The sequence below is a fragment of the Streptomyces fractus genome, from assembly GCF_049844455.1.
Classification (GTDB): domain Bacteria; phylum Actinomycetota; class Actinomycetes; order Streptomycetales; family Streptomycetaceae; genus Streptomyces; species Streptomyces fractus.
This window is the reverse complement of record NZ_JBMYHI010000002.1, coordinates 1,396,325-1,419,488: the sequence shown is the minus strand read 5'-3', so window position 1 is coordinate 1,419,488 and position 23,164 is coordinate 1,396,325. Positions and strand designations below refer to the sequence as shown.

The 23,164-nt window shown below is 70.2% G+C and carries 21 protein-coding genes; 16 read left to right on the top strand and 5 right to left on the bottom strand.

Annotation, left to right across the window (positions count from 1 at the left end):
* The first annotated feature begins 7 nt into the window (after nt 1-7).
* The 8 genes from ACP4E5_RS08475 (at nt 8) to ACP4E5_RS08440 (ending at nt 11,314) form a co-directional block, all read left to right on the top strand.
* A complete protein-coding gene (locus ACP4E5_RS08475) occupies nt 8-1,168 on the top strand; it encodes an ABC transporter substrate-binding protein (RefSeq protein WP_425826532.1) in 1,161 nt (386 codons plus the stop codon).
* Nucleotides 1,169-1,175: 7 nt separating this feature from the next.
* Nucleotides 1,176-2,045, top strand: a complete 870-nt coding sequence (locus ACP4E5_RS08470) for a branched-chain amino acid ABC transporter permease (RefSeq protein ID WP_425826530.1) — start codon at nt 1,176-1,178, stop codon at nt 2,043-2,045.
* Nucleotides 2,042-3,871: a branched-chain amino acid ABC transporter ATP-binding protein/permease gene (locus tag ACP4E5_RS08465; protein ID WP_425826527.1), complete on the top strand. Its 1,830-nt coding sequence runs from the start codon at nt 2,042-2,044 to the stop codon at nt 3,869-3,871. The genes ACP4E5_RS08470 and ACP4E5_RS08465 overlap by 4 nt, the downstream gene beginning before the upstream one ends.
* Nucleotides 3,868-4,602 carry an ABC transporter ATP-binding protein gene (locus tag ACP4E5_RS08460; protein ID WP_425826525.1) on the top strand — a complete coding sequence of 245 codons (735 nt, stop codon included), beginning with the start codon at nt 3,868-3,870 and terminating at the stop codon, nt 4,600-4,602. The genes ACP4E5_RS08465 and ACP4E5_RS08460 overlap by 4 nt, the downstream gene beginning before the upstream one ends.
* A gap of 107 nt (nt 4,603-4,709) precedes the next feature.
* Entirely contained in the window at nt 4,710-5,591 is an 882-nt protein-coding gene (locus ACP4E5_RS08455; RefSeq protein ID WP_425826523.1) for a shikimate dehydrogenase, read from the top strand.
* 100 nt (nt 5,592-5,691) lie between these two features.
* A complete protein-coding gene (locus tag ACP4E5_RS08450) occupies nt 5,692-7,392 on the top strand; it encodes an FAD-binding protein (protein WP_425826521.1) in 1,701 nt (566 codons plus the stop codon).
* Nucleotides 7,393-7,620: 228 nt separating this feature from the next.
* Entirely contained in the window at nt 7,621-8,877 is a 1,257-nt protein-coding gene (locus tag ACP4E5_RS08445) for an MFS transporter (RefSeq protein ID WP_425826519.1), read from the top strand.
* A gap of 88 nt (nt 8,878-8,965) precedes the next feature.
* On the top strand, nt 8,966-11,314 hold the full coding sequence (locus tag ACP4E5_RS08440) for an ATP-binding protein (RefSeq protein ID WP_425826517.1): 2,349 nt from the start codon (nt 8,966-8,968) through the stop codon (nt 11,312-11,314).
* 63 nt (nt 11,315-11,377) lie between these two features.
* On the opposite strand, the gene ACP4E5_RS08435 is transcribed toward ACP4E5_RS08440, so the two are convergent.
* A complete protein-coding gene (locus ACP4E5_RS08435; protein ID WP_425826515.1) occupies nt 11,378-11,707 on the bottom strand; it encodes a GNAT family N-acetyltransferase in 330 nt (109 codons plus the stop codon).
* 207 nt (nt 11,708-11,914) lie between these two features.
* Between ACP4E5_RS08435 and ACP4E5_RS08430 the strand changes: the two genes are divergently transcribed.
* From ACP4E5_RS08430 to ACP4E5_RS08420, 3 genes are all read left to right on the top strand, one after another.
* Nucleotides 11,915-13,348, top strand: a complete 1,434-nt coding sequence (locus tag ACP4E5_RS08430; RefSeq protein ID WP_425826513.1) for a carotenoid oxygenase family protein — start codon at nt 11,915-11,917, stop codon at nt 13,346-13,348.
* Nucleotides 13,349-13,573: 225 nt separating this feature from the next.
* On the top strand, nt 13,574-13,792 hold the full coding sequence (locus ACP4E5_RS08425; RefSeq protein WP_425826511.1) for a hypothetical protein: 219 nt from the start codon (nt 13,574-13,576) through the stop codon (nt 13,790-13,792).
* 70 nt (nt 13,793-13,862) lie between these two features.
* The gene (locus ACP4E5_RS08420) at nt 13,863-14,837 is read left to right on the top strand and encodes a TIGR01777 family oxidoreductase (RefSeq protein WP_425826509.1); all 975 of its coding nucleotides are present in this window, start codon (nt 13,863-13,865) and stop codon (nt 14,835-14,837) included.
* Between the two features lie 187 nt (nt 14,838-15,024).
* Here the strand turns inward: ACP4E5_RS08420 and ACP4E5_RS08415 are convergent, their stop codons facing one another.
* Nucleotides 15,025-15,453 carry a hypothetical protein gene (locus ACP4E5_RS08415; RefSeq protein WP_425826507.1) on the bottom strand — a complete coding sequence of 143 codons (429 nt, stop codon included), beginning with the start codon at nt 15,451-15,453 and terminating at the stop codon, nt 15,025-15,027.
* A 205-nt stretch (nt 15,454-15,658) separates the two neighbouring features.
* Nucleotides 15,659-16,108 (bottom strand): HIT family protein, encoded by a 450-nt coding sequence (locus ACP4E5_RS08410; protein WP_425826505.1) that lies wholly within the window; start codon nt 16,106-16,108, stop codon nt 15,659-15,661.
* 584 nt (nt 16,109-16,692) lie between these two features.
* On the opposite strand from ACP4E5_RS08410, the gene ACP4E5_RS08405 reads away from it, so the two are divergent.
* Nucleotides 16,693-17,184: a hypothetical protein gene (locus ACP4E5_RS08405; protein WP_425826503.1), complete on the top strand. Its 492-nt coding sequence runs from the start codon at nt 16,693-16,695 to the stop codon at nt 17,182-17,184.
* Between the two features lie 340 nt (nt 17,185-17,524).
* Nucleotides 17,525-18,865, top strand: coding sequence for an MFS transporter (locus ACP4E5_RS08400; protein ID WP_425826501.1), 1,341 nt, complete (start codon nt 17,525-17,527; stop codon nt 18,863-18,865).
* Between the two features lie 53 nt (nt 18,866-18,918).
* On the opposite strand, the gene ACP4E5_RS08395 is transcribed toward ACP4E5_RS08400, so the two are convergent.
* On the bottom strand, nt 18,919-19,668 hold the full coding sequence (locus tag ACP4E5_RS08395; protein WP_425841144.1) for an SDR family oxidoreductase: 750 nt from the start codon (nt 19,666-19,668) through the stop codon (nt 18,919-18,921).
* Nucleotides 19,669-19,716: 48 nt separating this feature from the next.
* The gene (locus tag ACP4E5_RS08390; RefSeq protein ID WP_425826499.1) at nt 19,717-20,781 is read right to left on the bottom strand and encodes an NAD(P)-dependent alcohol dehydrogenase; all 1,065 of its coding nucleotides are present in this window, start codon (nt 20,779-20,781) and stop codon (nt 19,717-19,719) included.
* 89 nt (nt 20,782-20,870) lie between these two features.
* Here ACP4E5_RS08390 and ACP4E5_RS08385 point away from each other — a divergent pair, with 89 nt between their 5' ends.
* From ACP4E5_RS08385 to ACP4E5_RS08375, 3 genes are all read left to right on the top strand, one after another.
* A complete protein-coding gene (locus ACP4E5_RS08385) occupies nt 20,871-21,125 on the top strand; it encodes an SDR family NAD(P)-dependent oxidoreductase (RefSeq protein WP_425826497.1) in 255 nt (84 codons plus the stop codon).
* 222 nt (nt 21,126-21,347) lie between these two features.
* Nucleotides 21,348-22,421 (top strand): IS110 family RNA-guided transposase, encoded by a 1,074-nt coding sequence (locus ACP4E5_RS08380; protein ID WP_425824813.1) that lies wholly within the window; start codon nt 21,348-21,350, stop codon nt 22,419-22,421.
* Between the two features lie 25 nt (nt 22,422-22,446).
* The gene (locus ACP4E5_RS08375; protein ID WP_425826495.1) at nt 22,447-23,052 is read left to right on the top strand and encodes an SDR family NAD(P)-dependent oxidoreductase; all 606 of its coding nucleotides are present in this window, start codon (nt 22,447-22,449) and stop codon (nt 23,050-23,052) included.
* The last annotated feature ends 112 nt before the right edge of the window (nt 23,053-23,164 follow it).

The following is a 23,164-nucleotide window of genomic DNA, read 5'->3' as shown; positions in this document are numbered from 1 at the left end:
TGACCGCATGAACCGCCTTGCCCGCCCGCCCGTATCGCGCTCGCTGCTCGTCGGTGTCATCGCCCTCGTGGCCGCCGCGACCGCATGCAGCGCCCCAGGAGAGTCGTCCGACAAGGCCGGGTCCGACTCGGGCCCCATCAAGATCGCGGTCGTCGACGCGCGCAGCGGCCAGCTCTCCTCGCTGGGGGAGTGGGAGTACAAGGGCGCCAAGCTGGCCATCAGCGAGTGGAACAAGAAGGGCGGCATCGACGGACGCAAGATCCAGATGAAGTCGTTCGACTCCCAGGGCGACCCGACCACCGGCACCAACCTGGCCCGCAAGATAACCAGCGAGAAGTACGTCGCCATGATCGGCACCGCGGAGAGCGCCGTCACCGTGGCGATGGCCCCGGTGCTCAAGCAGGCCGAGATCCCCAACATCACCTCGGGCCAGGCCGACGCCCTGGTGGCGCAGAAGAGCCCGTTCCTCTTCCTGAACGGGCCCACCAGCACCACCTACGACAGCACCCTCGCCACGTTCCTGGTCAAGGACCGGGGATTCAAGAAGATCGCGATGATCAGCAACAACGGCTCCTTCGGCAAGGGGGAACACGACGCCTTCGCCAAGGCGCTCAACGGTCTGGGCGTCAAGCCCGTCTCCGACCAGGTCGTCACCACCGACCAGAAGGACTTCAGCGCCGCCCTCACCAAGATCCGTGCCGCGAAGCCCGAGGTGGTCTTCATCGGCTCGGAGGAGGTCGAGGCCGGGCTCATCGTCAAGCAGGCACGCGACCTGGGCATCGACGCCCCGTTCGCCGGCGCCGCCCCGCAGGGCACCCCGGTGTTCATCGACACCGCCGGAAAGAAGGCCGTCGAGGGCACCTTCGTCAGCTCCCCCTATTTGGGCAACAACATCAGCCCGGCCGCCCAGAAGTTCGCCGCCGCCTACAAGGCCGCCTACGGCCAGGAGGCCGAACTGCACGGGGCCAAGGCCTACGACGGCACCAACATCCTGCTCACCGCGCTGAAGAGCAGCAAGGCCGCCACCGGCAAGAAGCTCGCCGACGCGATCCGCGCCACCCACTACGACGGCCTGCTGGGCCAGTTCCGCTACGGCGAGGACGGCGTCGGCATCACCAAGACCACCATCGGTGTCATCCGCGACGGCAAGCTCGTCGAACACAAGTGAGGCCGTCGTGCAGGACACCTTCCAGACACTCGTCAGCGGGCTCAGTCTCGGCGCCGTCTACGCCCTGGTCGCCATGGGCTTCTCGCTCGTCTACCGCACGATGGGCCTGGTCAACTTCGCCCACGCCGACATCGCGATGATCGGCGCGTACGCCGCGTCCACCTTCTACCTCACCGCCAAGCTGCCCTTCGGCGTCGCCATGATCGTGGCCATCGTCGTCACCGGCGCCATCGGCCTCGTCATCGAACGGGTCCTGCGGCCGCTGGAGAACAAGGACTTCGACCTGATGCTGATCGGCACGATCGGCTTCGGGATCGTCCTGCAAGCCGTGGCCATCCTCATCTGGGGCACCACAGGACGCGCCGTCCCCTCACCGCTGGCGTCGGCACCGCTGGACGTCTTCGGTATCCGCATCCGCACCTACGACCTGCTGGTCATGGGCATCGCCGCCCTCGCCGTCGTCGCGCTCGGCTTCTTCCTCTCGCGCACCAAGCGCGGCGCCGCCATGCAGGCCGCCGCCATGGACCACGAGGCCGCCACCGCGGTCGGCATCGACGTCGGCCGCAGCAACGCCCTCGCCTTCGCCATCGGAGCCGGCCTCGCCGCCCTCGCCGGCGGCCTGGTCGGTCCCATGCTGTACGTGGACGCCTCGCTGGGCGGCGCCCTCGGCATCAAGGGGTTCGCCGCCGCCATGCTCGGCGGATTCGGCTCCATCAACGGCGCCGTGGTCGGCGGCATCGCCATCGGAGTCCTCGACTCCTACGCCGCCGGCCACTTCCAGGGCTACTCCGTCCTCGTCACGTTCCTGGTGTTCACCGTGGCGATCATGATCCGGCCCACCGGCATCTTCGGCGAAAGGACGGTCAGCCGCGCATGAAGACACGTCTCACCGGCCTCGCCGCGATCGTCATCGCGGCCTGGGCCCTGCCGTACGGCCTGGGCACGTACACCATCCACGTCGTCAACATCGCCCTGATCTATGCCCTGTTGGCGATCGGCATGGGCCTCGCCATGGGCATCTCCGGGCAGATCAATCTCGCCCAGGTCGCCTTCTTCGGAGTCGGCTCCTACGGCGTCGCCATCCTCACCACGCACTACGGCTACGGATTCTGGACCGCCGCCGTGCTGGCCCTGCTGGCCACCGTCGCCGTCGGCCTGTTCGTCGGGATCCCAGCGCTGCGGATGCAGTCGCACTACCTGGGCATCGTCACCCTCGGACTCGCCCTGGGCTTCATCAACTGGATCACCAACGCACACATCACCGGCGGCGCCGACGGCATCTCCGGCATCCCCGTGCCAAGCCTGCCCGGCATCGACCTGTCCAGCGAATACCTCTACTACTACCTCGAAGCCGTCGTCTTCGCCGTCGGCCTGCTGTTCGGCCTGTTCGTCGTCCACACCGCGCTCGGCCGCCGACTGCGCGCGATGCGCGACGACTCCCTGGCGGCGGGAGCCATGGGCGCCGAGATCCCGCTCCTGCGCATGACCGCCTTCCTGCTCGCCAGTTGCTACGGAGGACTCGCGGGAATCCTCTACGGCGGCCTCATCCGCTACGTGGCACCCGAGACCTTCTCCATCAGCAACATGTTCATCCTGCTCGCCATGGTCATCATCGGCGGGCGCCGCTCCCTGGTCGGCTGTGTCATCGGCGCCGTCGGCCTCACCCTCGTACGCGAATGGCTCTCCGACTTCGCCACCTACGCCCAACTCGGCTACGGCGTCGTCGTCGTGCTCATGGTCGTCTTCGCCCCCACCGGCGTCGCCGGCATCCCCGCACGCGTCCGCGCCGAGTACCGCCGCCGACGCGGCCACCGCACCGAACGGGCCGAGCTGCGCCCCTTCACCCCCTACGACCCCGCACCGGCCGCCGAGCAGCCGGCCCTGCTGCGCATCGAGTCCGTCACCAAGGACTTCCGCGGGCTGCGGGCCCTCCAGGACATCTCGCTCACGGTCGACGGCGGCGAGATCCGCGGCATCGTCGGCCCCAACGGCTCAGGAAAGACCACCCTGTTCAACGTCATCAGCGGCTTCTACCGGACCACGTCGGGCACGGTCCGCTTCGCCGGCAGCGACACCACCACCGCCCGCCCCTACGCACTCTCGCTGGCGGGCATGGCACGCACCTTCCAGAACCTGCGGCTGTTCGGCCAGCTCACGGTCCGCGAGAACATCCTCGTGGCCCTGGACCGCTCGCGTACCCGCAGCATCTGGCGCTACGCCGTCTGGCAGCCCGGCGTCATCCGGCACGAACGCCGCCTGCGCGCCCAGGCGGACGACGTCCTCGAACGCTACGGCCTGCGCGACTTCGCGGCGGCGGCGCCCGCGGCCCTGCCCTACGGCATCCAGCGCCGTATCGAGATCGCACGGGCCATGGCCGGCCGGCCGCGCCTGCTGCTGCTCGACGAGCCGGCCGCCGGGCTGAACGGCGAGGAGGTCAAGCAACTCGTCCGGATCGTCCGCTCGATCCGGGACAGCGGCACCACCGTCGTCCTCATCGAACACAACATGGGTCTTGTCATGTCGCTGTGCGAGAAGGTCACGGTCCTCTCCAGCGGCAAGGTCATCGCGGAAGGCACCCCGCAGGAGGTCGTCGCCACTCCCGAGGTGATCGAGGCGTACCTCGGCGACTCCGAACTGAGCGACCTCCAACCGGAACCACCGGCCGACACCGACCGGCCGCGCACTCAGGAGGCCACCTCGTGAACGCCACCCTCCCCGGCCCCGCGCCCCGCCTCACCGTGGAAGACCTCAGCGTGCACTACGGGGGAGTCTGCGCGGTGAGCAACATCGGGTTCACGGTCGAACCCGGCCAGTCCGTCGGCATCATCGGCGCCAACGGCGCGGGCAAGACGTCCACGCTCAAAGCGCTCATGGGGCTCGTGCCGCGCACCAGCGGCCGCATCAGCCTGGGGGAGACGGACCTCTCCAAGGCCAAGGCCCGCGACATGGTCCGCCACGGCATCGGCTACGTCCCCGAGGGACGGCACGTCTTCCCCGGCCTGCCCGTGGAGAAGAACCTCCTGCTCGGAGCGTACGCACGCGCCTGGAACAAAGAGGTGCACCAGCAACTCGGCGAAATCTACGACCTGTTCCCCGTCCTCGGCGAGATGAAGCACCGGCTCGCCGGCGCCCTCTCCGGCGGCCAGCAGCAGATGCTCGCCATGGGCCGGGCCCTCATGAGCAGACCGCGGCTGCTCATCCTCGACGAACCGTCGATGGGGCTGTCCCCCAAACTCGTCGGAAGCATACTCGAGGTGCTGCTCAGACTGCGCGAGGAGGGGCTGAGCCTGTTGCTGGTGGAACAGAACGCCACGCTGACGTTCGGCGTCACCAGCCACTGCATCGTCATGGAGAACGGGGAGGCCGCCATGGCCGCGAGTTCCGCCGAACTCAGCCACGATCCCCGCGTACGCGAGGTCTACCTGGGCCTGTGACCTCCGACTCGTTCGGCAACGAAAACCTCGGCACGACGACTTCACGCGACAGGCACATCCTGGTATTCATAACGAACTAGATAGTCCATAGCGTGCGCGGAGTTGCCGTGACTCAGGACTCGTACCTGCTGGCCCTGATCGGCGCGGGGATCGGGCGGTCCCTCAGCCCTGAACTCCATGAACGCGAGGCTCGCCGGCACGGCCTGCGGTGCCTCTACCGCTTGCAGGACATGGATCCGCCCCAGGACGAACGGAGCGAACGCCTCGGCGACCGTCTCCACGCCGCCCGACTCCTCGGCTTCTCGGGCCTGAACATCACCCACCCGTACAAACAGCTCGCGCTGCCCTACTTGGACCAACTGTCCCCGGCGGCTGCACGGGTGGGCGCCGTCAACACCGTCGTGTTCACCCGGGAGGGCAAGGCCGTCGGGCACAACACCGACATCGCCGGATTCGCGGCGGCCTTCTCGCGGAATCTGCCACGAGCCCGCGTCGGAAGCGTCGTACAGCTCGGAGCCGGAGGAGCGGGCGCGGCGGTCGGGCACGCGCTGCTCGGCCTCGGCGTCGAACGCCTCCTGATCACCGACCCGAACGCCGACCGTGCGCACAGCCTCGCCAAGGCCCTCAACGAACAGGCCGGCACGGAGTGGGCCCGAACCTGCTCCCCGGCAGAAGCGAGCGACCGTACGGCACACGCCGACGGACTGGTCAACGCCTCACCCGTCGGCACCGAACACGACCTACGCCTCCCACTGTCGAAGTCGTCCCTGCACCCCGGCCTCTGGGTGGCCGACGTCAACTACCACCCGTTGTGGAGCCCACTCCTGCAAGCCGCGAGCGCCCTGGGATGCCCCGTCTTCCACGGCGGCAGCATGCTCGTTCACCAAGCGGCCGACGCGTTCCGCCTCTTCACGGGACGCAACCCCTTCACGTCCCACATGCTCGCCGACTTCGCCGAACTCACGGCGGACAGCCAGGCCCATACGTAGCGCGCGGCACGGCCCCGTCACCGCCGCACGGCGCGCGAACACCCCCTGTCCGACGAGGACTTGGCCCATCACCACCCGCACCAGAAAGGCGCGCCGCACCATGACCGACCAGTGGGACCACAAGGTCGACCTCCTCGTCCTCGGCTCCGGAGCGGGGGGACTCGGCGCGGCGGCCGTCGGCGCCCAGGAGGGCCTCGACGTCCTCGTCCTGGAGAAGACCGAGTGGCTCGGCGGCACCACCGCCTACTCGGCCGGCACCGCCTGGATACCCGGCCACCGTCACCAGCCTGACCCCGCCGCCGACACCGAGGCAGCCCGCGCCTACCTCGACACCCTGATCGGCGACCGGGCACCGCGCGCCCTGCGCGAGAGCTACCTCGCCCACGGTCCCGCCATGCTCGACTACCTGGAGAACAAACTCGGCGTCGGCTTCTGGCACTCCGCGACGGTCGTCGACTACCACCCCGAGATCCCCGGCCACGGCATCGGGCGCGCCCTCGAACCCCGCACCTTCGACGGCCGCCGCCTCGGCCGGGCCCGCTTCGGCCGCGTACGCCGCCCGGTTCCCGAATTCGCCTTGTTCCGCGGGACGTTGATGGTCCGCCGAGCCGAGGTCAACCAACTCCTCACGCTCTTCCACGGCTCCCCGCGAGGCCTGGCCGTCGCGCTGCGCCTCGGAATCCGCTGGGCCCGCGACCGGGCTCTCGGCTGGCCGCGCGGCACACGCCTGGCCATGGGCAACGCGCTGGTCGCCCGCCTCTACCACCAGCTCCTGCGCCGCCGCGGCGCCGTCTGGTTCACCGCGCACACCACCGAACTCGTCACCGACGACGCGGGACGTGTCACCGGCGCCGTCGTCTCGCACCGGGGCCGCACCGTCCGGGTCGCCGCGCGCCGCGGAGTGGTGCTGGCCGCGGGCGGCTTCTCCGCCAGCCCCGAACTGCGCGCCGCCCATCTCCCCACGCCCACCGCCCAGTTCACGCGCGCGGCCGAGAGCGCCACCGGTGACACGATCACCCTCGCCCGCGCGGCCGACGGCGCACTCGGCGACTCCCGCGACGACAACGCCCTGTGGTTCCCCAGCTCCGTGGGCCGTCGCCGGGACGGCACGACCGCCGTCTTCCCGCACATCTGGGACCGGGCCAAACCCGGCATCGTCGCCGTCGACGCGGCGGGCCGCCGGTTCGTCGACGAATCCGTCTCCTACCACCGCTTCGTGCGCGCGATGTACGACGCGCACAAGTCGTCGCCGACGATCCCGGCCTGGCTGATCACCGACGCCCGCACCCTGGCCAAGTACGGCCTCGGCATGATCCACCCGCACACACCGCGCCCACTGCTCAGGCGCCACCTCGCCTCCGGCTATCTGCACACGGGCCGCACGCTGCGCGACCTCGCGACGTCCATCGGTGTGGACGCGGACGGCCTCGCGCGGACGGTCGCCGACAGCAACCACGCGGCGCGCACCGGCGTAGACGAGGAGTTCGGCAAGGGTTCCCACCCCTTCGGCCAGCAGTACGGCGACCCGGACCACACCCCGAACGTCAACCTCGGCCCGATCGAGAAGGGACCCTTCTACGCCCTGGCGATACTGCCGACCCCTCTGGCCACCTCGCTCGGCCTTCGCACCGACGCCGAGGCGCGGGTCCTCGACGCGACGGGCACCCCGGTCCCCGGCCTCTACGCCTGTGGCAACGACGCGGGCTCCATGGCGGCCTCGGAGTACCCGGGAGCGGGCTGCCAGATCGGCTCGGGCCTGACGTTCGGGTACCTGGCCGCGCTGCATGCGGCTCACGGGTGACGTGGAGGTCAAGGGTCGGTCCTGGCTGTCGACGGCCAGGTGGATCGGGTACTGGGCAGTCCGGGGTCAACTGCGGGGCAAAGACTCCCCCTTCGCCTCCCTCGTCGCCTCACCCGCCGGGGAGAATGGCCGGACAGCCGCAGCCGAGGTGCCGCGACCGTCGCGGACATCCCTCCCCGTCGACGCAAGGAGATTCCGGTGGTCGTGTCGCACCGGAGCCGTCCGCCCGTGCCCACGCGTTCCCGCGCCTGGGCGATGACGCTCCTGGCCGCGCTCTACCTCTTCCTGAACTTCGCCAACAAGTCCTCCCTCGGCCTCGTGGCGGGCCCCTTCACTCGTGATCTGGGCCTGACCAACGCGGAGTTCGGGATGCTCGTCGGCAGTACGTACGCGCTGTTCGCCGTCGGAACGCTGACGGCGGGCGTGGCCGGCTCCCGTGTCCGTACGAAGTGGCTGCTCGCCGTCTGCGCGGTCGGCTGGGTGGTCACCATGGCGCCGATGGCCCTGTCGACGGGGCTCGCGGGTCTGATCGCCTGCCGTGTCGTACTGGGGGCCTCGCTCGGCCCCGGAGCGGCGCTCGGAAGCGATGTGGTCTACAGCTGGTTTCCCCCGGAAGAACGCGGCTTCCCCGGCGGGATCGTGATGGCCGGCACCAGCCTGGGTGTGGCGGTCTCCAGCCCGGTCCTCGCCTGGGTGATGGTCGAGCACGGCTGGCGCACCGTCTTCGTGGTACTGGCCGTGTGCAGTGCGGCCTGGATCGTCGTCTGGCTGGCTGTCGGCGTCGAAGGGCCGTACACGGAAAGGGCCGACGACGCTCCTCGGGTCCGTCCCGACTACCGGGGCATGTTCCGCTCGCGCACCTGGATCGCCTGCGTCGTCGGTATCTTCGGGGCCGCGTGGACGGCCGCTGTGGTCACCAACTGGCTGCCCACCCTCATCACCCGCGTCCTGGGCTACGAGGGCACCAGCATGGGCTTCGTCAACGGCGCGACCTGGACCACCGACCTGGTCTGCACCCTGGCGCTGTGCCTGATCGCCGACCGCCTCTACCGCCGTGGCCGCTCCGCCCGCGCCGTACGGGCGCTGCCCGGGGCCGTACTCCTCCTGATCAGCGCCGTATCGATGCTCGCGCTGCCCCTCCTGGGCACGGGCACGCTCGCACTCCTCGTGATCGTCCTGGGCTTCCCGATGTACGGGGTCTTCATCCCCTTCGGCCTGGCCGCCATCGCCGAAGTGGCGCCGGTGCGGCAGCGGGCCACCGCGCTGCTCACCGGCTTCGGCCTCGGCCAGCTCTCGTCCCTGGCCGGGCCGTGGCTGACCGGGGTGCTGCTCGACGCCACGCCCCACAGCAACACTGGCCTGTACGCCGCGTTCGCCCTGACCGGAAGCCTGCTGCTCGCCGGTGCGCTGGCGATGTTCCTGTTCGCGCGGCCCGAGCGCGAGAGCTGGCGCTCCTCTTCGTCGAAGCCGGTCGCTTCGACGTGACGTGCACCGACCGCTTCTTGATCCCCGCCGGGGTCGGGAAATCCGGGAGCATCTGCCCCTGCGACCTGCCGCCGCTTACGATGCTCCCATGGCAACTCCGGTAGGGAGCTGGCGGCAGTTTCAACTCCCGAGCGAAAGCACCTCGTTGATCGGCCGGGAGCGCGAAGTCGCGACGGTGCACGCCCTGTTGGCCGAGGCGCGGATGGTGTCACTGCTCGGAGCGGGCGGGGTCGGCAAGACGCGGATCGCGGTCCGCGCCGCCGCGGAGCTGCGCGAGGACTTCCCGGACGGTGTCCGGCTCGTCGAGCTCTCCGGTGTCACCGGAGCGGCCATGGTCCCGCACGCCGTCGCGGCCTTCCTGGGCATTCCGGAGAGCGACGGCAGAGGCCCGCTCGACCTCCTGGCCGAATACTTCGCCGAGGCCCGCGCCCTGCTCGTTCTCGACACCTGCGAGCACCAGGTGGACGCCTGCGCCCTGCTCGCGGAGATCCTGCTCAGCTCGTGCCCCGGTCTGAGGCTGCTGCTCACCAGCAGGCAGGCGCTCGACGTGCCGGCGGAACACGTACTGAGCGTGGAGCCGCTCGAACTGTCCGCCGCGGTGGCCCTGTTCGCGGAGCGGGCCGCCGCCGCGCGCCCCGGCTTCACGGTGACTGCCGCCAACCGCCCCGTGACGGAGTCCCTCTGCCGCCGCCTGGACGGCATGCCGCTCGCGCTGGAACTGGCCGCCGTGCAGCTGCGCGCACTCTCCCTGGAGCAGCTGGAGCGCCGCCTCTCGGACCGTTTCCGGGCGCTCGGGCGGGGCCGATCAGCACACCCACGGCACCACACCCTGCGTACCGCCATCGACTGGTCCCACGACCTGTGCTCTGCCGAGGAGCAGGAATTGTGGGCCCGCCTGTCGGTCTTCGCCGGCGGCTTCGACCTGGCGGCCGCCGAGGCCGTCTGTGCGGACGGCGCCCTGGATCCGTACGACCTGGTGGACCATCTGATCGGCCTGGTGGACAAGTCGATCGTGATCCGCGTGGAGCCCGACCGCGAGACGGGCCCGGAGGCGGGCGAGGCGGACCTGGAGGCGAGTGAGGAGGGCGGCGACCGCTACCGGATGCTCGACGCCCTGCGCGAGTACGGCCGCGAGCGGCTCGCCGAGGCCGGGAGAGCCGACGAGCTGGCCCTGCGGCACCGCAATCATTTCCTGCGTATCGCCCTGCGGTCCGAGCCCGAATTCCACGGCGCCCGACAGGTGGAGTGGACACGCCGGCTCGACCGGGACAGTGACAACTTCCGGACGGCCCTGGAGTGGTCGCTGACCGCCCCGGGGCAGGCCCACGTGGCCGGGCAACTGTGCGCGGCGCTCGACCTGTTGTGGTTCTGCGCGGGCCGGACCAGCGAGGGCAGCACCTGGAACGAGCGCGCGGCGGCGGCCGCCCACGACGCCCCGGCCGCGGACCGCGCCAAGCTCGCCGATCAGTTCGCCCGGCTGTGCTTCCTGCGGACCGACACCTCCGCCGCCGCCGAGTTCGGCCGCCGGGCCGCCGCGCTGTACGAGGACGCAGGTGCCCGGGAGGACGCCGCGCACATCCGCGCGTTCACGGCGGAGGTGGCCGCGCGCCTGAAGGGCGACCTGACGGCCGCCCGGCAGTCCGTGGAGGAGCTGGGAAGGATGGTCGCCGCGGGCGCCGACCTCCGGCTGCGCTTTCGCCGCCACTGCCTTGCCGCCGTTCTCCTGGAGAGCGAGGGCGACATCGAGGGCGCGCTCACCGAGCACCGCCGGGCCGCGGCCGTCCTCCCGGAGGGGGAGGTGTGGTGGACCGTCCAACGCCTGTTGTTCGTGGCGATGTCGGAGATCAGGGCGGGCCGGGCCGATGTCGCCCTGCGCGAGGGCCGGGCGGCGCTGCGCCTTCTCGACCGCCTCGGCGACCGGTTGACCACCGGCGAGGCGCTCATGCTGCTCGCCCTGACCGCCGTCGACCAGGACCGCGTCGAGGACGCGGCCGTGCTCCAGGGCGCGGCCGACGACTGCCGGCGCACCGCCGACCGGCTCTGGGAGGAGGTGGGCCCCGCGATGCGCGAGCTGCACGACCCGCGTCGGGCCCGCGCCGAAGCCCGTCTCGGCGCCGACCGGTACGCACGCCACTACGCGGAGGGCCGCGCCCTCGGTATGGCCGCCGCCGTGGCCCGCGCGCTGGCCCGCCCACCCGACGCGAAGGCTCCGGCCGAACCGTCCGTTCCCGTGCTCGACCGGCTCACCCGCCGTGAACGCGAGGTCGCCGCGCTGGTCCACCAGGGCATGTCCAACCGGGAGATCGCCGAGCACCTGGTCATCTCCAAGCGGACCGCGGACGCCCACGTGGAACACATCCTGACCAAGCTCGGCTTCGCCTCCCGCAGACAGATCGCGGCCCTGATGGGCGACGTCCAGGAGCGGCTTCCGGGGTGACGCGGGATGGCCGACCGTACGTCATGGAACGACGTCGCCCGGCGGGGATGGGGGTCGGCGCGTTCACGTATCGCTCAGGTCGCCCTGCTGGGCCAGATCGTCCTGATAGACGATGGCGACGGCTCGCATGCCGAGTGCTTCGTAGAAGGCGCGGCCGGGTGCGTTGCGTGGAGAGCACTGGACGATCAGCGGAGCCAGCCCGCGCTCGCGGGCCCAGGCGCGGACATGATCGACGAGCGCGCGCCCCTCGCCACCGCCGCGGTACTCGGGATCGACCCACAGCTCGTGAATGACGCAGCATCCGTGCTCGTCCGGTCCCGCCAGGATGTATCCACCTTCCGTGCGGTGCTTCATCCCGTGCGGCGGGGGCGGGCGATCGGGATCGAACGGCACAGTCACACCTCCAGATACGCACCGGGCGAGCGAGGCCCAACCTGTCCGGCGCCGACCAGCGTATCCGTCGCAACCAACGTCAAGGCGGAGCAGGTTGACACCTACCATGGGCCAACGCGCGCAACTCACCGACCCAGCCCACGAGTTCACGCGGACACGCCGTGCGCGCTATCGACGCGGACGCCGCCGGTGGGGGAGGGTGGATTCATGGCCAAGGCTAAGGAACCCGAGCAGAACAACCCATACCTCACCGGTCTCTTCGCGCCCGTACGTGACGAGGTCACCGCGTTCGATCTGCCGGTCACCGGGCAGATCCCGCACGCGCTGAACGGCCGCTATCTGCGCAACGGGCCCAACCCCCTCGGCATCGAGGACCCGGCCACCCACCACTGGTTCACCGGCGCCGGCATGGTGCACGGCGTGCGCCTGCGCGAGGGCCGCGCCGAGTGGTACCGCAACCGCTGGGTGCGCAGCGCGAAGGTCGCCGAGCACCTCGGCGAGAAACCGCTCGGCGGCCCGGTCCACCAGGGCATGGACTTCGCGCCCAACACCCACATCCTGCGCTTCGCGGGCCGCAACCTCGCCACCGTCGAGGCCGGCGCGCTCCCGTACGAACTGGACGACGACCTGGGCACCATTGGCCCGTACGACTTCCAGGGCACGCTGCCGGGTGGTTTCGCCGCGCACACGATCCTCGACCCGGACAGCGGAGAGCTGCATGCGGTCGCGTACTGCTGGGCGTACCCGTACGTGCAGTACCTTGTCGTCGGACTCGACGGGCGGATCAAGCGGCAGGTCGACGTGCCTGTCGAGGGCAGCCCGATGATGCACGATTTCTCGCTGACGCAGCGTCATGTCCTGCTCTACGACCTGCCGGTGGGGTTCTCCATGGACATCGCGGAGAAGGGCGGCTCCTTCCCGTACGCCTGGAATCCGGAGAAGCAGGCCCGCCTCGGAGTGCTTCCCCGGGCCGGCGGGGCGCGGAGCGTGCGGTGGTTCGACATCGACCCGTGCTTCGTCTTCCACCCGATGAACGCCTACGAGTCCGACGACGGCCGGCGCATCGTCGTCGACCTGGTCCGCTACGAGCGGCTCTTCGACAGCGGCTCCGCCGGCCCCGACGAGACACTGCCCTGCCTGGAGCGCTGGACGGTCGACCTCGCGGCGGGAGTCGTCCACAGGGAGCAACTGGACGACCGCCCCCTGGAGTTCCCGCGCATCGACCCGCGCCGGGCGAGCGGAGAGCACCGTTACGGATACGCGGTCCTGGAGCCGGAGGACGGCTTCGGCGAAGCCCGTGCCAAGCGCCATATCGCCGATGCGGCGGGGGAGCCGAAGACGCCGGAGACCGACGCGATCGGCCAGGGCCTGGTCAAGTACGACCTGCTGAACGGCACCTCCGAGGTGCATCGGATGCCGGCCGGCGCCGACATCGGCGAGGGCGTCTTCGTCCCGGCCGACGAGGACGCGGCCGAGGACGACGGGTACGTCATCGCGTTCACCTTCGACCCCGATCGTGACGCCAGTGACCTGGTGATCCTCGCGGCACAGGACATCGCGGCGGGACCGGTCGCGCGCGTCCACCTGCCGGCCAGGGTGCCCGCCGGTTTCCACGGGAACTGGATGCCGGACGAGGACTGATCAGCCTCCGTCCGCTCCCGCGGCGGCAGCGGCCCTGCCGGAACCGGGCATCGGGACCGGGATCGTTGCCCAAGATGCCTCCCGGCAGGGCGAGTTGCACCGGGCGACCCTGTCCGAACTCGCCGACGTCGCCCCCTGATCGCCCGGCGGCCCGAGCGCGGTGCCGCGCTGCACATGGGCGAGCCCGGTCACGTGTAGGCCTACTCCTGGGCGAGGTCGGCGAGAGTGACCTCCGAGCGAGCGGCGAGCCGGTGGCCCGGCGGCAGGATCGCGACACGTCCTCTCGTGGTCCCGGCCGGTCATGTCGTCGAACGGCGCGTACAGCAGGGCAATGTCGGCGCGGCCGTCGCGGACGTGATCGGCGCGATCGGTGGCGCCCACCGCCGGCGTGAGCGTCACGGCGTCCTCGGCAGGCGCGCAGGGCCTCGAGGGGTGCGGCTCTGAATCCCAAACCCGGGCGGGTCGTACGCTGGTTTGGTTCTGCCGTGCGACGTCGGATGTCAGGGAGAGGCCCGTGAAGATTGTGCTGCCCGGCGGGACCGGTCAGGTGGGTGGTGTACTGCGGCGGGCGCTGACCGATGAGGGCCACGAGGTTGTCGTCTTGACCAGACACCCCGAGCGGGACGGCGAAGTCCAGTGGGACGGCCGGACGCTCGGCCCGTGGACGGAGGCGGTCGACGGCAGCGACGTCGTGGTCAATCTTGCGGGCCGTAGCGTCAGTTGCCGCTACACCGACGACAACCTCCGCGCCATGATGGACTCGCGCGTGGACTCCGCACGCGTCGTGGGCCAGGCGATCGCCGCCGCCCGGAAGCCGCCCCGCGTCTGGCTCCAGATGAGCACCGCCACCATCTACGCCCACCGTTTCGACGCCCCGAACGACGAGGCGACCGGCGTGTTCGGCGGAGCGGAGCCCGGTGTCCCCGGCTACTGGGCCTACAGCGTCGAGATCGCCAAGAACTGGGAGCGCGAGCAGGAGCGGGCCGAGACCCCGCACACGCGCAAGGTGGCCCTCCGGTCGGCGATGGTGATGAGCCCCGACCGCGGTGGCGTCTTCGACTACCTGCTGTGGCTGGCGCGACTGGGCCTCGGCGGACCGGTCGCGGGCGGCGCGCAGTACGTGTCCTGGATCCACGACCGTGACTTCGTCCGCGCGGTGGAGTTCCTCATCGGCCGCGACGACATGAGCGGGCCGGTCAATCTCGCAGCCCCCGGCCCGCTGCCGCAACGGGAGTTCATGCGCGCGCTGCGCGCCGCTTGCGGCATGCCGGCCGGTCTGCCCGCGACGCGGTGGATGGCCGAGATCGGCGCCTTCGCCCTCCGCTCCGACACCGAACTCCTCCTGAAGAGCCGCCGGGTGGAACCCGGGCGCTTGCGCGACGCCGGTTTCACCTTCGACCACGGATCCTGGCCGCAAGCGTCGGCCGACCTCGTGGAACGGACACGCCACGAACGGTCCCGCTTCCGGCGCACGGCGGCGCGTGGCTGAGGGCGTCTGGGCTCGAGTTCGGGATCGTCGACGGCTTGTGGCCCGCCGTGGGGTGCGGAAATGGACTTGAGCTCCTGGCATGACAAGTACGACGTAGCGAACTTTTGGATGGCGAGGAGGCTGCGGACCGTTCAATCGCAGATCCGGGCTGCCCTGAACGATGCCCCTGCCGGGCCGCTGAACGTGATCAGCCTGTGCGCCGGGGATGGTCGTGACCTTCCCGGCGTCCTGTCCGGTCATCCTCGCCGCCATGAAGTGCGGGCGAGGCTAGCCGAGTTGGATCCCCGCAACACCGCGGCCGCATCGGAGGCGGCACGCTTGGCACAGCCAACAGCAAGGACTTCGTATGGTCTCCCGACAGGCCTGCCAGTTCGAAGCCGAGGAGTTCCTTGCCCGCGATATCGGCGGCGGTGACCAGCTCGCAGTCCCCACCCTGTGCGGGCTGCGAGGCGAGTCGCCTGCAGATGGCGCTCTTCCCGGCCCCCTTACGGCCGATGGCCAGCGTCTTGCGGCCCGTCGCCACCGCGTTGTACGCCGCCGTCTCCTTGAAGCCTTTGTGCAACAGGCCGTCGGCGAGGTCCCGCTCCACGTCGTCCCGCCCTGGGTCGTAGTCCACGACAAGGCCGGAGTCAGTAGCCCGTCCGGTCCCGCGGGGCTCGATGGAACGGCGTGCCAGGACCGCTCACTGTGGACGGGACTGTCCCGCAGGAAACTTCATGCCGTCCGTTGCTCGTCCGGATCATGTACGCGCTCATCCATCGCGGATGCACGCGACGGACGGTCCCGAGGCCCGCGGAGTGCCCCGGCACATGAACTCGTAGTCAGCAATCCCCCAGGAGCGTCCGCAGCTCACGGGCGTCCATCTGAAGGGTGCTCTCGTCCTGGCGAAGCGGTGGATCGAGGACGGCGAACGGCAAGGGCTCGCCGGCCGCGGGATCGTCGGCCTCGCCCCGTCGGGGAATGACGTGGAAGTGGGCGTGGGGAATGCTGTTGCCCAGGAGTTGATAGTTGAGTTTGAGCGGGCGATATAGGCGTTCAACCGCGCGTCCGGCTTCGAGGGTCTCGCGCCAGAACGCGGCCGCTTCCTCCGGCGTCATCTGTGTGGGCTCGGCCGCGTGACGCGCCGTGAAGATGACCACGAGGTAGCCGCGGATGATGCCCGACCGCCACAGGTACGCGTTGCTGACGGTGCCTTTGCGGATCAACAAACCCCAGCCGATGTCCTCGGCGTCGAAGTCGTTACCGCACATCGGGCACGCCTCGCCTGCCATGTGCTGCCGAAACTTCTCCGGCCACCGTGCGCCCATCGATCCTCCATCGCTTCGGACATGGCTCACCAAGCATGGTGTATGCGTCGCCGCCCTGGAGCCGGCGGTGTGAGTGAGTCTCCGTCTGACGAGCGGAGGTGTTTCAGCACGCGGTCGCGTGAGTGTTCAGCGGGGGTGCCACGTCCAGCATGTGATGGGCGCGGCGTGCTCCGGCAGGACCTCGGAGGCGTTGCGCAGGCATTGCGAGCTGGGCCTCGCCGACGTGCCGTTCACCGACTCCACGGGCATCAATCTGCCGGGGAGGGGACATGAGTGGAACCACGAACACGCTCCTCGGCAATGGGCAGCCGCCGCCGGGGGCCCCGGAGCCAGGGGCGGGTTGACTCCGCCCGGTCGGGGCGGAGGCCCTGCCGCGGATGGGTCTTTGGTCCCGATCTATGCGGATCGGCGGCGTTGTCATATTTCTGTGATATTTCGTACGGAATGCCTTGATGTGTCCCCCCTAGCTTCATGAGTACGCGGTCAACACGACGCGGAAGACCAATCAACCCGTTCGACTCGGTCGACTCATGGAAAGGGGTCGGCGCATGCAGACCTCTCGTATTGTCCGCACGACTCTGGCATCCGCCGTTCTGGGCCTCGGCGCTGTGACCGCCGTCGCGGCCACAGCCGAAGCCGCTCCGCGGTCCACTCAGCCCGCACCCAGTTCCACCGCCACCACCTCCGTCGCCCAGCACGGCGACAAGGCGGGCCGTACGCAGACGCTGCCGCTCAGTGACGGCAGCAGCGCGCACGTCACCAAGCTGCCGAACGGCACGTACCAGGCCTGGATCACCAAGCACGGTGTGCGGATCGCGGCGCTCGACTCCGCTCACAAGACCCAGCGCGTGCACGGTTACACCTACGTGCTCAACCAGGCGAACGGCTTCGCCGGAGTGGTGCACCCCGGCGGCTGGCACAGCGAGCAGGATGTGCCGCAGCACTCGAAGAAGGACGCGCACCACAAGAAGCACTACAAGAGCCAGACCGGCAAGACCCACGACGTGCGGCCCGCGTCCACGGACACCACTACACGCTGAACGTCCACACCGGAGCCGTCCACGTGCGCTGACACAACAGCTGGTCCTCGCCCTGCCCCTGCCCTCCGCGACCGCAAGGGCGGGGCGAGGGGCGTGACGCGTTGGACAGCGAGCCCGGGCTCAGTTGGGCGGAAGCCCTCCTGGGGCGCGAGGAGAGAGGGTCCATCTCTAGAGAACCGAATCCAATTCACCTACCCCTCGCAAGTGTGATCAAAGAGCTCCCTTGGCGCGCTTCAGGAGAAACCTCTTGCGCGAACCCTAGATGGACTGAGTTCAGTTCGGTACCGTCGCGACCCATCGGCAGGTACCGGACCGTGCCGCGTAGGAGGGAGAGTCGGTCATGAGAGTCACCCAGCAGCCCGCTGAACCACGGCCGGAGCCGGGGACCGAGCCGCAGACGGACGCAGGTGCGCCGGAGGCGGTGCGGTACGAGCCGCGGACGGTGCGGCGGGCGATGCTCGCCGGTGGTATCGGAACCCTGATCGAGTACTACGACTTCAGCGTCTACGGCTATCTCGCGGTGGTGATCGCGCCGCAGTTCTTCCCCGGCGACGACCCGGCCGCCTCGGTCCTCGCCGCGCTCGGCGTGTTCGCCACCGGACTGCTGGTGCGGCCGCTCGGCGGGATCTTCTTCGGGTGGCTCGGCGACCGTTGGGGCCGGCGCAAGGCGCTGGTCTACTCGGTCCTCGGGATGGGCGTCGCCAGCAGCATCACCGGGCTCCTGCCCACCTACGACCAGATCGGCGTGGCGGCCGCCGTGCTGCTCTTCCTCACCCGGCTCGCGCAGGGCATCTCCTCGGGCGGCGAGTCGGTCGGCGCCTACACCTATGTCTACGAGTCGGCGCCGCCGAAGCGCAGAGCGTTCCTCGGGGCCGTCACGCCCATCGGGTCCAACATCGGGTTCATGCTCGCCGCGGCCACGGCCGCGGCGATTTCCGCGTTCACCACCGAGGACCAGATGTCGGGTTGGGGCTGGCGGCTGCCTTTCCTCCTCGCCGTGCCGCTCACCCTGCTCTGCCTGTGGGCCAGGCTGCGGATCGAGGACACTCCGGAGTTCGCGGAGGCCGCGCAGCGTGCGGACATTCCGGCTGCTCCGGTCCGCGAGGTGCTGTCCACGCACCGCGCGGCGCTGTTGCAGTCCATCGGCCTCTCCATGGCCCAAGGCGGCGCCATCTTCCTCGGGTTGACGTACATCGGCATCTACCTGTCCACCGACCTGGGGTACGACTCCACGCAGGTGCTCTGGCTGACGTCGGGCGTCGTGCTCGTCACCGTGCTGATGATGGTGCCGGCCGGCTGGCTCTCGGACCGGTTCGGCTGCCGACGCATCCTGCTGGTCGGTCTCCTCGGGTTCCTGGTGACCGCGTACCCCGCGATGGTGCTGATGGGCCGGCACAGCTTCGCCCTGGCCGCGGTGGCGTACGTGGTGTTCATGCTCAGCAGCGCCATCGTGCAGGTCCCGGCGGCCAGCCTGTGGCCGCGCCTCTTCGAACGCCGGGTCCGCTACACCGGCATGGCGATCGGCTACAACGTGGGCACCGTTCTCGCGGGCGGAACGGCCCCGTACATCGCGGCGACGCTGGTCCAGCGGACCGGGAATCTGCACTCCCCGGCCTTCTTCGTGATGCTGGTCTGCGTGATCGGGATCGGGGCCCTGCTCACGGTCCGCAAGGACGTCTGACGGGCCGTCGGGCAAGGTGACCGCCACACCGTGCGGCGGTCACCTCACCGCCGCTACTCGGCCGACCCGTGGGCCCGCCCGACGTGGCCGATGGTCTGGCCGCCGTCGACGAGGAACTCGCCGCCGGTGGTGAAGGACGCGTTGTCACCGGCGAGGAACAGCACCATGCTGGTGACCTCCTCCGGCTCCCCGATACGCGGCACCGGCTGATGCGCGAACAGTTCGGACGCGGCGCCTTCGCCCATCGCCGTCCGGATGACGCCCGGGTGCACGGAGTTGACGCGTACGCCGGTGCCCGCCATGTCCAGGGCGGCGGCCTTGGTCATGCCCCGGATCCCCCACTTGCTCGCGACGTAGCCGATGCCGTCGGCGAAGCCCATGAGCCCGGCCGCCGAGGAGATGTTGACGACGGCCCCGCGCCCGCGGCTCCGCATGCCGGGCAGGACGGTGTGCATGCCGAGGAAGGTGCCCGTCAGGTTGACGTCGACGATCCGGCGGAAGTGCTCGGGCGACTGCTGCTCCACGCCGCCGAAGTGGATGATCCCGGCGTTGTTGACGAGGACGTCCACGGGGCCCAGCGTGTCCTCGACATCACGTACCACCGACCGCCAGGCCGCCTCGTCGGTGACATCGAGGTGGTGGTATTCGGCGCCGGGCAACTCCTCGGCCAGGGCCTTGCCCTCGTCGTCCAGTACGTCGCAGATGGCGACCCGCGCGCCTTCCGCCACGAGGCCGCGTACGTGTGAGGCGCCCATGCCCCGGGTTCCGCCGGTGACGATGGCGACCTTGCCGCTGAAGCGCATGCTGCGTTCCATTCTGTTTGGAGTGGAGGAGGCGGATGGTTGTAGGTGTCAGTCCGGTACGAGCACGGCCCGGCCGCGCACCTGGCCCTTTCGCAGCCGGTCGAACGCCTCCGCCGCGGCGGACAGGGGGAACTGTTCCGTCTCGACCCGGAGTGCACCCGAGCGTGCCAGGGCGACGACCTCGGCGAGCTCGGGCCGGGTGCCCCAGAACGGCAGGGAGAGCCGGAAACCCGGTGGCAGGATGCCGGGCTTGGCGACCGTGAGACGGCCGCCGCCGCTGCCGACGACGGCGAGTTCGCCGCCCGGGCGCAGGACGCCGGTGGCCAGCTTCATCGACTTGTCGGTGCCGACGAAGTCGAGCACGGCGTCCACACCCGAACCGCCGGACAGTGCCCGCAGCACGTGCTCGGTGTCCGCCCCGACGAGCGTGCCGAAGTCCGCGCCGCAGCGGTGCGCGAGCGCCAGGGCGTCCTTGCGTACGTCGACCGCGAGGACCCGGCTCGACGTCGTCGCGCGGAGGATCTGCACCGCGAGATGGCCGAGCCCTCCGACGCCGATGACGACGGTGCTGCTGCCCTCCCCGAGCGCCGGCTTGAGTCCGGCCACGGCGTGGTACGAGGTCAGGCCCGCGTCCGAGAGCGGTGCCGCCTGGTCGGCCGGTACGTCGCCGATCGGTACGAGGCGGCGGGCGGACGGCACGAGGACGTACGCGGCCATGCCGCCGTCCCGGCCGAGGCCCACCCCGTGCCAGGACAGGGAGTCGCGCCGGTCGCAGTAGTTGTCCATGCCCTGGGCGCAACGGCCGCAGTCGCCGCAGCCCAACGGCCCGTACAGCACGACGCGTTCACCGACCGAGATGCCGTCGGTGTCGGTGTTGGCGTCGGCGTCGGGTCCCATGGCGGCGACCTGCCCGGCGACCTCGTGGCCGAGGGTGAACGGGAGCCGGTAGGGGAGGACGCCAGGGGCGCTGTCGATCACGTGCAGATCGGAGTGGCACAGGCCGGTGGCTTCGACCCGGACGAGGACTTCGCCGCCGCGTGGGACGGGGCGCTCGACCTCGGTGGGTATCGGGGATTCTCCCCATGTCGTCAGCCGCAGCGCTTTCACGATCACCGTCCAAAGTCTTGCCAGCACCGTCCTCGGGACGCTAACAGATATGAAGTCAGTTCAGTAGATGGGTCGTGTGGTGAGGGAGGATCCGGATGAGTACGCGAGTGGGTGCGGATGTGGAGCGGTTCGCGGGCAAGGTGGCGCTGGTGACGGGTGCCGGATCCGGCATGGGGGCGGCCGTCGCCCGACAGGCGGTCGCCGAAGGGGCGCGGGCCGTCGTTCTCGCGGACGTGAACGGTGACGGCGCGGCCGCGGTCGCCAGCGAACTGTCAACGGGTTGTGAGACTCGGGGTGGCCGGTCTGGGATCGGCTGCCAGGGTGGTGTCGGTCGTCCCGCCGTGTCGTGACTCTTGTCAACGGTGGCCCTCAGAAGGTGCCTTCGCATGGACTTGTCCGACGTGGTGGGAGCCGACGCCGCTCTGGCCCACCTCGGTGTCCTGATCAGGAGATTGCCCGCCGTTCACGGCGTGGCCCGTCACAGTCCTGGCCCGGAGTGACTCTCACCCAGACCGACGCCGGCCGTCAGCGGCCGAACCGTTGGTCCCCGGAGGGAAAGGCACCCGACCACCGTGACGATCGTCGCGCACAGCCACCCGTACGTCATCGGCGTAGACACCCACGCCCGCAACCATGTCCTGGTCGTCCTGGCCGCCCCGACCGGCGAACTGCTCGATACGGCCGAGTTTCCCACCAGCAGATCCGGCATGACCCGGGCGGTTGCCTGGGCCGCTCGCCGCACCGGCGGCGACCTCACCGCACTATGGGTCATGGAATGCATCGCGACCTACGGCGCTCAGTTCGCCCGCACCGTCGCCGACGCCGGCTACCAGGTCATCGAAGCACCTCGGATGGGGGTACATCGCGGCAAGGGCAAGTCCGACCCGATCGACGCACGGCGCATGGCCGAGGCCGCGCTCCCGCTCGAGGAGCACGAGCTGCGCCACCCTCGCGCCGACGAGGGAGAACGCGCCGCGTTACGCGTTCTGGTGACTGCCAGAGACCAGATGACTGACGAGCGGACCGCGCACGTCAACGCGCTGAACGCATTGGTCCGGGCCGTGGACCTCGGCATCGATGGGCGTCGGGCACTAAACGGTCGGCAAATTCTCGAAATCTCCCGCTGGCGCACCCGCGAAGAGCCTGTCGCAGCGATGGCTGCTCGGGCGGAAGCCATGCGCCTGGCCAAGCGCATCGTCGCCCTCGACGAGGAACTGAGCGCCAACGTGAAGTCGATGACAGCGTTGGTGCGGGCAACGCCGGCCGCGGGGCTGCTGGACAAACCCGGGATCGGGCCCGTCACCGCAGCTGTCGTGATGACGGCCTGGTCCCACCACGGGCGGGTGCGTTCCGAAGCCGCCTTCGCCTGCCTGGCCGGCGTGAACCCGATCCCTGCCTCCTCGGGGAACACCGTGCGCCACCGACTCAACCGCGGTGGAGACAGACGCCTGAACCGAGCCCTGCACATGGCCACAGTCAGCCGCATGATCCACGACTCCGACACCCGCGCATACGTCGAACGCCGGACCGCTGAAGGCCGCACCAGCAAGGAGATTCGGCGGAGCCTAAAGCGCTATCTCGCACGCCAGATCTACCGCCATCTCAACAGAGCCGACAGCCCACCCCCATCGACTTGCGCATCATAGGAGAGTCCATGCCCGTACGCTCGATGTGGCGGACGCGGCCGCCGTCGACGAGGCGGTAGCGGACGTGGTGCGCCGCTTCGGGCGGCTCGACGTCCTGGTGCACGCGGCCGGAGTCGACGACCCGCAGGTCAAGCAGCGGATCGCGGACGCGCAGGTCGCCGGGCGGCCGGTGGAGGTGACCGACTCCCTCGACGACGCGTCCTGGCGGCGCGTGATGCGGGTGAACCTCGACGGCACCTTCCATGTCCTGCGCGCCGCGGTGCGGGTCATGCGGCCCGTCGGGGCCGGGGCGATCGTGGTGGTCGGCTCCTCTTCGGTGTTCGACACGCCCGTCGGCTATCCGCACTACGCCGCCTCCAAGGCCGGTGCGCACGCGCTGACCCAGGCCGTGGCCAAGGAGGTCATCGCGTCCGGGATCCGGGTCAACGCCGTCGCGCCGGGACCGACGGAGACGGGCATGGCGGCGCGCACCCCCGAGGTGCTGCGCGCCGGCTTCGCCGACCCGCGGGTGCGTCCCTACGCGACGCCCGAGGAGATCGCCGACATCGCGTTGTTCCTGGCGAGCGACGCCGCGGCGAACCTGGTCGGCGCGGTGCTGCTCGCCAACGGGGGCCGGTTCACGGCCGCCTGAGGGGGTCGTGACGCCGCATGTTCAATGATCCGCGTCCAACCGCTTGTTTCCTGAAGTGGATTCGGTTTTGCTGGGGACGGCGCGTTGCGAGACCTCAGGACCGCAGGACTTT